The sequence below is a fragment of the Micromonospora sp. ATLC16 genome (genome assembly GCF_057196645.1).
The window spans coordinates 61,526-73,426 of record NZ_JBXUOW010000016.1 but is presented as its reverse complement, the minus strand read 5'-3'; the positions used below and the strand labels follow the sequence as shown (position 1 = coordinate 73,426).

Below are 11,901 nucleotides of genomic sequence, written 5' to 3'. Positions count from 1 at the left end.
CGCGGCCCGGTCCACACGCGGGGTCGGGTGGTGACCACTCATCCGGTAGGCCCGCACCTTCGTCACACCTGGTAGAAGCGACGGTAGCGGCGGATGAGCCGCCACTGCACGAGCACCGCGGCGACGGTCAGCAGCATCATCACCAGTGTCGCCGCCGCCGCGTAGCCGTACCGCAGGTACTCGAATCCGGTCTGGTAGACGAAGAGCGACAGATAGGTGGTGGCGTACGGCGGGGGGCCGCCGTCCGTCACCACGAACGCCGGCACGAAGGTGAAGTGCAGGCTGGCCACGGCGTCGCGTACGGCCAGCAGGGCGAGCACCGGAGCCATCAGCGGCAGGGTGATCCGGCGGAAGACGTCCCAGCCGGTGGCGTCCTCGATGGCGGCCATCTCGTACACGTCGCGGGGCAGCGCCCGCCGGGCGGCCAGCAGCACCACGAAGGTCTCCCCCATGGTGAACAGGCTCATCAGGATGATTCCGGCGCGGGCACTGGTCGGGTCGGTCAACCACTGCGGCGGGGTACGACCCAGCGCGGTAAGCCCGTTCTCCCCGCCGACCCGCAGCAGTTGGTTGATCGGCCCGTACAGCGGGTTGAACAGCCACAGCCAGAGCAGCCCGTATGCGATCTCGGGTACGGCGGTGGGCAGCAGCGCGGCGGTGCGGGCGGTGCCGACGCCAGCCGCCCGGCGGTGCAGCAGCAGTGCCAGTCCCAACGCCAGCAGCACCCGCAGCGGTACCGCCACCAGCGCGAAGACCACCGAGTTGAGCAGCGCCACCCGGAAGATCGGGTCGTCCAGCAGGGCGGCGAAGTTGTCCAGCCCGGCCCAGGTCGGCGGGCGCAGCAGGTCGTAGTCGGTGACCGACATGCCGAGCGTGACCAGGGCCGGCACCAGCACCAACCCGACCAGCCCGATCAGGTACGGCGTCAGCATCAACGCCAGCTGCCTTCGCGCCCGGGTGTCCGGGCCGCGCACCGGCCGGGCCGCCCGCCGGTGCGGTGCCGCGCCGCCGGCGCTCACGGCTGGTACCGGCGGCCGGTGGCGGCGTGGAACAGGTGCACGTCCGCCCACCGTACGTCGAGGCGTACCGTCGCGCCCCGCTCGGGCCGGCGGGCCGCCGGCACCCGGGCGACCACCTGGTGCCCGGCGGCGAGTCGCAGGTACGCGAAGGCGTCCTCGCCGATCACCTCGACCCGGTCGACGGTGGCGGGGGTGCCCTCGGCCGCGTCGAGGGTGACCGCCTCGGGTCGGAACCCGATCTCCAACGGCTCCTCCCCCAGCGTCGGCGCGTCGCCGCGCGGTCGCAGCGGGCCGTCCGCCGGCAGCAGGTTCATCGCCGGTGAGCCGACGAACCGGGCCACGAAGCTGCTCGCCGGGGTGCGCCAGATCTCGTCCGGGGTGCCGACCTGCTCGACCCGCCCGTCGCGCAGCACCGCGATCCGGTCGGCGAGCACCAGCGCCTCGGTCTGGTCGTGGGTGACGTGCACCATTGTCGCCCCGATCCGGTCGTGCAGGGCCCGCAGCTCGGTCCGCATCTCCGCGCGCAACGCCAGATCCAGGTTGGACAACGGCTCGTCGAGCAGAAACACGTCCGGTTCGCGGACCAGCGCCCGGGCCAGGGCGACCCGTTGCCGTTCCCCGCCGGAGAGCTGCCCGGGCCGGCGGTCGAGCAGCCCGGCGCAGCCCACCGTCTCGGCCGCCGCCCGGGCCCGCTCCCGTGCCAGCCGGCGCGGCATGTCGCGTACCTCCAGCCCGAAGGCGATGTTCTCGACCACGCTCAGGTGCGGGAACAGGGCGTACGACTGGAAGACCATCGACACGTTGCGCCGGCCGGGTCGCTCCTCGGTGACGTCGCGGTCGGCGATGCGGACCCGACCGGCGGTGACCGGTTCCAACCCGGCGACCACCCGCAGCACCGTCGACTTCCCGGCGCCGGAGGGGCCGAGCACCACCAGCAGCTCGCCCCGGGCGACGCTGAGGTCCACCTCGTGCAGCACGGTGGTGTCGCGGTAGGCGGCGCTGACCCCGTCGAGGACGAGCCCGTCGCTCACCCGCTCTCTCCCCGCGCGAACATCGGCCGGCTCTTGGCGTCCAACTCCCGGATCACGTCGTCGAGCTTGTCGCCGCGGTGCACGGCGTTCTCCAGGATGCCGTAGCTGAGATCCTCGATCTCGGGCCAGGTGGAGACGGTCGGCAGCGCCCGGACGGTGGGGATGGCGTCGAGGAAGACCTGCGAGTTGCGGGGCGGTTGGTTCGGGTCCAGGAACGCCGGTGAGCGGGACACCTCCATGTGCGACGGCACGGTACGTCCGGTCGCGGCGATGATCCGCTGTCCCTCCCCGGACATCGCGTACTCCATGAACCGCCATGCGGCGTCCTTGTTCCGTGACCCCCGGGTCATGCAGTACGCGTCGGAGTGCAGCACGCCCGCCGGCTGCCGGTAGACCGGCAACGGCGCGACGTCCCACTCGAAGCCGGTGACGGTGCGGAAGTTGGTGGTGGCCCGGCGGGAGGTCATCAGCATGGCGAGCCGGCCGTTGAGGAAGCGTGACTCGTCGTCCTCCGCCTCCACCTCGGCGTCGCTGGGCACCACCCCGTACGCCTGCCGCAGGTCGATCAGGTTCCGCAGCGCCTCGCGGGCGGCCGGGCTGTCCAGGGTGAGCCGGGTGGGCCGATCGGGGTCGTCGACGATCTCACCGCCGTTGGACCAGACCAGCGGGGCGAGCCGGATGATCGAGGGCTCCACGCCGAGCCCGTGTACGGCGGGCAGCCGGGCGGCACCCTCCGCCTCGGTGCCCTTGATCACCAGCCCCCGGTCGTCGCGGGTCATCAGGGTGGCGGTGGTGACCAGGTCGTTCCAGGTCCAGCCGGCCGCCGGCTCGGGCACCCCGTACCTGGTGAACAGGGTGCGGTTGTAGTAGACGGCGAGGCTGGAGACGTTCTGCGGCAGGCACAGCTGGGCGTCGTCCCACCGGAACGCCTCCATCGCCACCGGGTAGTAGTCGGCCGGGTCGAGCACCGAGGAGGTGGCGATCCGCTCGTCGAGTGGCTCCACCACCCCCTTGGCGGCGAACTGGCCGTAGAAGCGGTAGTTCATCAGAAACAGGTCCGGGGGTGCGCCACCGGCCACCGAGGTGGCGAGTCGGGCCAGCAGGTCCTTGCGGTCGCTGGCCTCGATCAGCTGGATCCGCTCGCCGGACCCGGCCTGCTGGTACGCCTCGATCAGAGTGCGGTACGCGCCCAGTTCCTCCGGAGCGCCGAACACCAGCAGCTTGACCGGATCGCCGGCTGACGACCCGCCGCCGGAGCCGCAGCCGGTGAGGGCGAGCAGGGCGCTCACCGCGAGGGCGGACAGGGATCTGATTCGCACGATGGTCATCCCTCGGCTCGATCGTCGTGGTGCAGGAAACGCCGCTGCGCCAGCGCGAAGACCACCAGTGCGGGCACCGTGGCGATCACCGCCCCGGCCAGGAATACGGGAAAGTTCGTCGGATCCAGCAGGGACAGCGAGCGCAGCGCCAGCGGCAGGGTGAACAGGTCACGGTCATAGACGTAGACCAGCGGGTCGAGAAAGTTCGACCAGGTCAACACGAAGGTCAGGGCGGTCAGCCCGGCGGTCACCGGGCGCACCAGCGGCAACGCGACCCGCCACCAGGTCCGCAGCGGCGACAGGTCCTCCACCAAACAGGCGTCGTACAGGTCGGCCGGCAGGGCTCGGAACGCCAGGTAGTAGACCAGGACGTAGAGCGGCGAGGTACCCAGCAGCGCCGGCGCGATCAACGGTACGAGGGTGTCTGTCAGCCCGAGCAGCCGGAAGATCGCGAAGCGGGGCACCAGCAGGGCGGTCGCCGGCACCATCAGCGCGGCAAGCGAGGCGGCCACCACGACCGCGGTGGTGCGGGGCGCGATTCTGGCCAGCGCGAAGCCGGCCAGTGCGGCGACGAGCACGCTCAACGGCACCGCCACCACGGCGACGAGCAGCGAGTTGAGCGAGGCACGCAGCAGACCCCCGAGGTCGAGGGCGCGTTCGTAGCCGGTGGTGGAGAGCGGGTCGGGCATCAGCTGCGGCGTCGGGGACGGCGGCAGGCCGGGCTCGGTGAGGGAGCCGGAGACCAGCAGCAGCAGGGGCGGAACGAAAACCAACAGGACGAAGGCCGCGCCGAGCGTACGCCACAGCCGGGCGGCCCGTTCGGGCAGCGGTGAGGGGCCGCGACCGCGACCCCTCACCAACGTTGTGCCGATGATCGTGTTCCCTACTTCAACGTCATCTTCCAGGCGCCGAGACCGTGCGAGGCAGCGTAGAGGACCCGCTCGCCGGGCACGATGGTCAGGCCGGCCACCTCGACGTTCGGCATGCCGCGAGCCGCCTTGGTCCAGGACTTCTTGCCCTTGGGCAGCAGCAGCACCCCGAAGTCGGTGGAGGCGTACAGGTCACCGGTGACGTCGTCGCGCACCAGGTCGGTGATCGGCTGGTCCCCGAAGTCGTACGACCTGTCGCTCCAGGTCGCCCCGTCGGCCGTGGCCGTCACCTCGAAGGCGTGGCCGGGGGTGGTCGGCGTGTTGGAGCCGTACCCGCTGTAGGAGATCCACGCCCGGGCCGGGTTCGCCGGGTCGATGTGGATGCTGGTGACGAAGCGGTTCGGCGTGGCGGCGGTGTCCACCCGGGTCCAGGTCACCGCGGCGGCCGGCTCGGCGTCGACGTTGCGGCTGACGAAGACCCGGCCGGTGCTGGTGGCCGCCCAGGCGGTGGAGCTGTCGGAGTCGACCCGCTGGATCACCGAGACCGCGCCGCCGGCCCGGTCGCCCCAGCCGGTGCCGGTCAGGTCGGTGGTGCCCAGCGGCTCCCAGTCACCGCAGTCCTCCTCGTAGGTGCCGGTCCAGGAGTTGCAGATCCGGTCGGCTTCGGCAAGGCTTCGGTCGCCCAGGCCGAAGGTCTTGGTGCGGTACGCCGTCAGGCCGGTGCCGGCGAACATGGTGCCGCTGACCTTCGGGTCGCTGATCACCGGGGCGTAGAACAGGCTGCCCGGCTGGCCGTAGATCGGGTCGGCGGTCCAGATCCAGCTGGCGATGTCACCGTTGGCGAAGCTCACCTCGGGAGAGACGTCGTAGTAGTTGTGGAACCGGAAATCGGGGCGGGCGACGTCCCAGCCGGAGGCCCCGCCGTCACCGATCATCGTGTTGACCCAGCGCTGCCGCTGGCCCTTGTTCTCCCAGGTGCCGTTGTCCTGGGTACCGCCCTGCAACAGGTCCACGTCGTGCGGGCTGGCCGAGAGGCTGGTGAACTGCAGGGTGTTCATGCCCTTGTTGACGCCGTCCAGCTTCGACGGGATCTTCGACAGCATCTGCCGGCAGCGGTCCCGCTGGGCCTGGGTGGTGAGGTTCCGGTCCGGGTTGTCACACCACGACGAGCGGTCCACGAACTCGCCGCTGGAGCGCATCACGCCGCCGTCGTTGGCCTCGAAGAACTGGTACGGGTTACGCGGGTTGGTGACCAGGTCGTGCTGGTCGGGGTGCAGGCCGTTGGGGTGCAGCTCGTCGGTGCCGTCGTAGGTCATGTCGGTGCCGCTGACTCCGGCATCGGTGGAGAGCACCACGGCCCGCTTGTTGGCCACCGTCTCGCCGTACGCGTAGGAGCCGCCGGTGTAGACGATGTCCGGGTGCCCCGCCGGGGTGTGCACGAACACGTCGTACCAGCACTGGCCGGCGCACTGGTTGTAGGTGGCGAAGCCCGGATCGGCCGGGTTGGAACTGGTCAGGTCGGTGAACGTCGGCGAGCCGGCGGCCACGTCGTCGCTGCGGAACAGTCGCGAGTACGGGGTGCCGGTGTTGCCCTCGTAGACGTACATCCGGGTCTTGCCGCCGGGCAGGGCGGTCACGTCGATCGCCGGGCGGGTCTGGAACATCGCCGGGTTGAGCGACGGCTTGATCTGCGTCCAGGTCGCCCCGGCGTCGGACGAACGCCACACGCCCCGGGCGTACGAACTGGCGTAGACGATGTTGGCGTCGCGCGGGTCGAGCTTGACCTGGCGTACGCCGCGCGGCGAGCAGGTGGCGGTGTTGTTGTACTCGGCGGCGCTGCCGGTGCAGGCGGTGGCGTCGGCCGAGCCGTTGTGGATGAACTTCCAGCTCTTGCCGCCGTTGGTGGACTTGTACAGGCCCCACTTCTCGGCGTCCGGCACCGGCCGGGTGACCCCGGTGCAGCAGGAGCTGGACATGCCGCGCAGCGCCGTGGTGGTGGCCACGTAGAGGGTCTTGGGGTCGCCGGGCTCGATGGTGATCTCACCGATGCCCTTGCCACCGAGGACGTCCTTGCCGAGCGGGCCGGACCAGGTCAGGCCACCATTGGTGGATCGGTACAGGCCGACGCCGGCGACACAGCCGGAGCCGCAGGTGTTGGCCTCGCCGGTGCCGACGTAGATGGTCAGGCCGGTGCGGTCGTTGCGGTCGATCGTCACCGCGCCGGCGGCGTTGATGCCCAGCGGGCCGCCCAGGTAGAACCACTTCGGTTCGGCGGCGAGGATGTTCAGGGTGCCCCAGACGCCGCCACCGGCCGGGGTGACGTACGCCCGGCAGAGCAGCTTGGAGCAGTCCGGGCTGATGTCGATCGAGGTGACCCGACCGCCGGCGACGTACTCGTTGGGCACGTAGTTGAAGGCGTTGCGGTACTCGGTGAACGGGTAGAGCGCCTCGCTCGGGCCGACGTTGGTCCACTTCCGGCTGCCCCGGAACCGCTTGTCGGCCGCCTTGAAGGCCGCCTTCGACCGGTCCAACTGGGCGATGCTGATCGCGTTCGCGGGGTAGGCGCGCTCCAGGAACGCCTGCTGGGCGGCACCGCCCGGCCCGTCCGGAGACATGCCGCTGTCGCCCGGGACGGCTCGGCGCAGCCGCTCCAGGTGGGCGCCGAGCGCGTCGGGCATATCCCCGCCGACCGCGACGGGTGTCGGCACCTCGGCGCCGGCGTAGTGGATGCCGACCAGACCTGTCGACGCCACCAGGGCACCGACCGCCAGGCCAACGAGCAAATGGCGACGTCTACGCTTCACGAGGGTTCCTCCGGCATGACGGCGTCACCGCAGCGCGGCATCCGGATTGGCGACCGTCGCTGGCAGCGTCCACGCAGGAATATGTCAGAGAGATCCACCGCAGGCAATAGCGCTGTTAGACGTTATCCAACTGCCGCCAGGAGGGACGATCGGATGTCCGAGGAGGGTGGGCAGGCCGGCGACGAGCTACGGGCCGACTGCGCCCGCTGCTTCGGCCTGTGCTGCGTCGCCCCCGCCTTCGCCGTGTCGACCGACTTCGCTCTCGACAAGCCCGCCGGCCAGCCGTGCCGCAACCTGGGGACGGACTTCGGCTGCACCATCCACGCCGAGCTACGCGAACGGGGTTTCCCCGGCTGCGCCGTCTTCGACTGCTTCGGCGCGGGTCAGCGGGTCGCCCAGGTGACCTACGGCGGGCGGGACTGGCGCGACGAGCCGCGACGAGCCCGGCAGATGTTCGACGTCTTCGCGGTGATGCGCCCGCTGCACGAGCTGCTGTGGTACCTGACCGAGGCGCTACGGCTGAGTCCACCAGCCGAGCTGCGCGGCCGGCTGGCCGCCGCGCTCGACGAGACCGAGCGGCTGGCCGGCGGCAGCCCGCAGATGCTGCTCGCCCTCGACGTCGACGCGCACCGGGCGACGGTCAACGGGCTTCTGTCGCAGACCGCCGAACTGGCGCGCGGCCGTGGTGGCGCCGGCACCGACCTGCGGGGCGCGGTGCTGATCGGCCGCGACCTGCGGCGCACCACCCTGCGCGGGGCGAACCTGCGGGGCACGGTGCTGGTCGGCGCCGACCTGCGCGGGGTGGACCTGAACCGGGCCGACGTGACCGGCGCGGACCTGCGCGGGGCGGACGTGCGCGGGAGCGACCTGTCCGGTGCGCTATTCCTGCACCGGTCGCAGGTCGATGCCGCCCGGGGCGACCTGCGGACCCGGTTGCCGGCGCGGATCAGCCGCCCGGCCCACTGGTCGCACCTGCCGCTCGCCCCGGCGAGGGCAGCGCGGCGGCGCTGACCCGGTGCCGGGTCGCTTCCCCGGCCTGCTCGACCCCGCCAACGGCGACCACCGCGTGTCCGGTCACGCCCGGCACCTGTTGGGGGGGGTGATCCGCTGCCCGGCCGGTCAGCGACCACCGGACGCGGCAGCGGTCCTGGCCTCGTTCATGCCCTGGTTGGCCAGCGCGTCGGCCCGCTCGTTCTCCGGGTGCCCGTTGTGGCCCTTCACCCACAGCCAGGTGATCTGGTGGCGGGCGCAGGCCGCCTCCAGCCGCTGCCACAGGTCGGCGTTCTTCACCGGCTGCTTGGCGGCGGTCAGCCAACCGTTGCGCTTCCAGGACGCCAGCCAGCTGGTGATGCCGTTGCGCACGTACGTGCTGTCGGTGTTCAGCTCGACGGTGACCGGACGGGTCAGGCTCTCCAGCGCCTCGATGGCGGCGGTCAGCTCCATCCGGTTGTTGGTCGTCGGGTTCGCCTCCCCGCCGCACAGCTCACGCTCGTGGGCGCCGTAGCGCAGCACCACGCCCCAGCCGCCCGGGCCGGGGTTGCCACTGCACGCCCCGTCGGTCCAGATCCGCACCACCCGGCCGGCCGTCTCGTCCACCATGGCGGCAGACCCTACCGTCCGCGGGCCCCCGGGTCGCTCGACGGGCCGCTAGGGCCTGTGTCGAAGTCGGTGCCAGGGCTTGAGGTGTTGGGTGAGGGTCTTGGCGTGTCGGTGTTCGAGATGTAGCGAGGTCTCCGGTCGCCGCCGCCAACTGACCACGCCCTGGCTCAGTGACCTGGGGCGTCGACGTTCGGCGGCGCGGTGTCGACCACGGGCGGCGGCACCGTCCACGCCGGGCGGCGCGACGGCGCGAGCCGGTCGCGTAGCCGGCCGGCGGCATCGGCGACGGTGGCGGTGACCATCGGTCGGAGTCGGGTGGAGCGCATCACCGCCAGGTCCTCGGCCACGGTGGTGTCACCGTCGAGGAAACGCAGCACCCGGCTGGCCGGGTTGCGGTCGAAGAGACGGCCGAAAAACTCCGGTCCGTCGACCAGGCCAGCGTCCAGCGCCCGCAACGCGACCGCGTCCATCCAACGGTGCCGGTCGGGGTACGCGGGCGCCGGCACGGGCGGCCGGCCGGCGGCGACCGCCCGGGCCACCTGTTCGGCCTGACGGTGCATCGCCGAGAAGGTGAAGCCGGTCGAGGGCCGGGTGGCACCGCCGCCGGTACCGAGCCGCACCACCCGGGGCGTGGGCCGGGCCACGAACGGGCCGTCGGTCATCGGGATGACGCCGTTCTCGACCTCGGTCACGGTGAGCCGGGCCGGGTCGAGACCGAGCAGGTCGCGGTATCCGGCCAGGGCCGCGTCGTACGCCGCTCCGGTCAGCAGGTCGGGTGAGAACTCGGTGTACTCGACCAGCGCGTACCGGCTGTCGACGGGCAGCACGTAGCCGAAGGAGACACCCCGGGCCGGCTGCGGGGTGCGGAAGTCCATCAGGACCGCCCGGGCCGGGTCGAAGACCGGACGGTCGGCCGTCAACCACCAACCTCGGAAGTGCTGCAACCAGTTGGTACGCCCGGGTCGCCGAGGTGGCCTCGGTCGAGAGTCCAGCAGCCAGCGGGCCCGCAGCAGCGGTCGACCGTCGACGGCACGTACCAGCACCCGGTCACCGTCGTCGTCGACGCGCCCCGCGGCGGCGACGATGCGGGTCACGCCCAGGCGCCGCTCCGCCTCGGCGGCCCGCTGGTAGATCGGGCCGGAGCGCAGCATCGCGTACCGCAGGGGCGTCAGGTCCAGTGCGCGCTGCGCGTCCGGCGTGACCACCTCGACCCGTGACCAGCTGGCGCTGAGCAACTCGTCCAGGTCGTTGCCGGGCTGGCCCCAGAACGCCCAGGTGCGGTCCTGCCCACGCCGGTGCACCGGATCGACGACGGCGATCCGCACGTCGCGTACCCGGTGCCGGGCCAACGCGGCCAGCACCAGCGACGCCGCGCCACCCCCACCGACCAGGGCGAGATCGACGTCGGCGGGCGAGGAGTCCATCCGATCACGCTGCCACATCGTCAGGCTCGTCGAAGGAGCAGGGGCCGCTCCCGACCCGCCGGACGACGAAAGTCCGCTGGCCGGCACCCGGGTGTCGGGTGCCGGCCAGCGGTTTCTGCTCCCCCTGTGGAGGAATGTCGTCGGTTGTCGGGTGGTGGTCAGCTGGTCCAGTGCTCGGTGACGAGGTCGGCGGCCTGCTGTTCCCACTGGGCGTAGTGGTCGGGGTAGGCCGACACCTGCACCGTCTGCGCGGCTTCGGTCAGGGGCATGTCCTGCCAGCCGTCGACCTGCTTGAGGCTCTTGAGGAAGGCCAGGGTGGCGTACTCGGGGTCGGTGATCTGCTCCACCGTGCCCCACCCGCTCGTCGGGCGCTGCTGGAACAGGCCCTGCGAGTCGTGGTCGTTGCGGTCACCGAGGTGGCCCAGGTTCTCCAGCTTCGACTCCTGCAGGGCGGTGGCGATCGACACCACCGCGGCGCGTTCGTCCATGCCGGCCTTCTTCGTCGCCGCAATGATCGCCTTCACGTTGCCGACCTGCTCGTCGTTCAGGTCGACGTGCGACTGGTTGGCGGGGGTGCCGTGCGGCAGCAGCTTGCTGGTGTCCGGCTTGTCAGCCTGCACCACCGCCACCGGGCTGCTCTTCACCGGCGTGGTGTCGGCGTGCGCGGCCACCGGACCGGCGAACAGGCCACCGGTGAACGCCACACCCGCGATACCCAGCACACTCTTCCGCAGCATCGTGTTCATGACAAAGCTCCATCCGGGGGTCGACGCACGCCCAACACCGAAAAGGGGGACCGGCCAGGCGCACGCAAGCACCAAAGGGCGCTCAAACAAGGGGGTAAGTCCTCCGGTGTGCGGGGCCCGAAGGGCCGCTTCGCATCGCCGGGACCATGTCCAACGACCGCCGGCCCACCATCATTCCCGGGGGCCCGCACCCGCCGTGACGGGCGGTCTTCCTTGGTCGTTCACCCGTCTACAACGCCCCCACCCCGCCACCCATTCCGCCGTCAGCCCGCCCCCGGCACCGTCAGAAACCGACACCACACCCACACGTCACCACGGTCACCACACAGCCAACCCCCCAGAACCAGACACCCGACACATCCGGGCGGTGCCCGCCCACCACGAGGATGTGGCCCGCAGCCGGACAAGGCAGACCCGCCCCTTCCACGACGCCTCCGGCGTCCGGGGGAACACGGGACGGCAACGAGGATTTCTCATTTTCACCGGATCGAGTCTCAAGGCCACCTAGTGTTGGGCACACCGGTGCTAGTCACGGAGTTGGCCACCCGAACGACGTCCCACGCAGTCAGCGGACGAAAAGTGAGGGAAGACGCGAATGAAGGCAACAAAATTTCTCGTACCGGCGGCAGGCGGGGTCGCTCTCGGCGCACTGCTGCTGCCCGGCACCGCGCTGGCCGACACGATTGTGTCGCCGTCCACCACGCCGGTCGGTGGAACCGTCGTACTGACCGCGACGGGCTGCAACCCGAAGTCAGGTGACGCGATCTTCCGCGTCACCGGGCCGGACCGCGACCAGAACGTACGCTCCACCACGGCAGCTGCCGGTGGCGGGTTGAGCGCGGAGCTGTTCACCGCCGGCTTCACCCTCGGCACCTACACGGTGGCCGCCACCTGCGGCGACGGTGCGGGCGACGGCAGCGCGACCTTCACGGTCACCCCGATCGGCGGTGCCGAGGCAGGGGGCCGTGACGGCGACGACGGCGTCGGGACGATGGCCACCGGCGCCACCCTGCTGGCCACCGCGTTCGGCGGTGGCGTCATCCTGGCCCGGCGACGGCGGCACGCCGTCAGCGCCGCGACACACTGACCC

Annotated in this window: 10 protein-coding genes; 2 read left to right on the top strand and 8 right to left on the bottom strand. The window is 71.4% G+C overall.

Annotated elements, in window-relative coordinates; genetic code table 11:
• Nucleotides 1-62 precede the first annotated feature (62 nt).
• From AC2CHE_RS09750 to AC2CHE_RS09730, 5 genes are all read right to left on the bottom strand, one after another.
• A complete protein-coding gene (locus AC2CHE_RS09750) occupies nucleotides 63-932 on the bottom strand; it encodes a carbohydrate ABC transporter permease (protein WP_484504590.1) in 870 nt (289 codons plus the stop codon).
• 83 nt (nucleotides 933-1,015) lie between these two features.
• A complete protein-coding gene (locus AC2CHE_RS09745) occupies nucleotides 1,016-2,050 on the bottom strand; it encodes an ABC transporter ATP-binding protein (RefSeq protein ID WP_484504571.1) in 1,035 nt (344 codons plus the stop codon).
• Nucleotides 2,047-3,378, bottom strand: coding sequence for an ABC transporter substrate-binding protein (locus AC2CHE_RS09740; RefSeq protein ID WP_484504570.1), 1,332 nt, complete (start codon nucleotides 3,376-3,378; stop codon nucleotides 2,047-2,049). The genes AC2CHE_RS09745 and AC2CHE_RS09740 overlap by 4 nt, the downstream gene beginning before the upstream one ends.
• A complete protein-coding gene (locus tag AC2CHE_RS09735; RefSeq protein ID WP_484504569.1) occupies nucleotides 3,375-4,226 on the bottom strand; it encodes a carbohydrate ABC transporter permease in 852 nt (283 codons plus the stop codon). Before AC2CHE_RS09735 ends, AC2CHE_RS09740 begins: the two co-directional genes overlap by 4 nt.
• Nucleotides 4,227-4,252: 26 nt before the next feature.
• Nucleotides 4,253-7,042: a WD40/YVTN/BNR-like repeat-containing protein gene (locus AC2CHE_RS09730; RefSeq protein WP_484504568.1), complete on the bottom strand. Its 2,790-nt coding sequence runs from the start codon at nucleotides 7,040-7,042 to the stop codon at nucleotides 4,253-4,255.
• A 153-nt stretch (nucleotides 7,043-7,195) separates the two neighbouring features.
• Between AC2CHE_RS09730 and AC2CHE_RS09725 the strand changes: the two genes are divergently transcribed.
• A complete protein-coding gene (locus AC2CHE_RS09725) occupies nucleotides 7,196-8,053 on the top strand; it encodes a pentapeptide repeat-containing protein (protein WP_484504567.1) in 858 nt (285 codons plus the stop codon).
• A 108-nt stretch (nucleotides 8,054-8,161) separates the two neighbouring features.
• Here the strand turns inward: AC2CHE_RS09725 and rnhA are convergent, their stop codons facing one another.
• The 3 genes from rnhA to AC2CHE_RS09710 all read right to left on the bottom strand — a co-directional run bounded on the left by rnhA (nucleotide 8,162) and on the right by AC2CHE_RS09710 (nucleotide 10,811).
• Nucleotides 8,162-8,641, bottom strand: a complete 480-nt coding sequence (gene rnhA, locus AC2CHE_RS09720; RefSeq protein WP_484504566.1) for a ribonuclease HI — start codon at nucleotides 8,639-8,641, stop codon at nucleotides 8,162-8,164.
• A 167-nt stretch (nucleotides 8,642-8,808) separates the two neighbouring features.
• Nucleotides 8,809-10,083, bottom strand: coding sequence for a lycopene cyclase family protein (locus AC2CHE_RS09715; protein WP_484504565.1), 1,275 nt, complete (start codon nucleotides 10,081-10,083; stop codon nucleotides 8,809-8,811).
• A 140-nt stretch (nucleotides 10,084-10,223) separates the two neighbouring features.
• Entirely contained in the window at nucleotides 10,224-10,811 is a 588-nt protein-coding gene (locus AC2CHE_RS09710) for a hypothetical protein (protein ID WP_484504564.1), read from the bottom strand.
• Between the two features lie 595 nt (nucleotides 10,812-11,406).
• Between AC2CHE_RS09710 and AC2CHE_RS09705 the strand changes: the two genes are divergently transcribed.
• The gene (locus AC2CHE_RS09705) at nucleotides 11,407-11,898 is read left to right on the top strand and encodes a hypothetical protein (RefSeq protein ID WP_484504563.1); all 492 of its coding nucleotides are present in this window, start codon (nucleotides 11,407-11,409) and stop codon (nucleotides 11,896-11,898) included.
• Nucleotides 11,899-11,901: the final 3 nt, after the last annotated feature.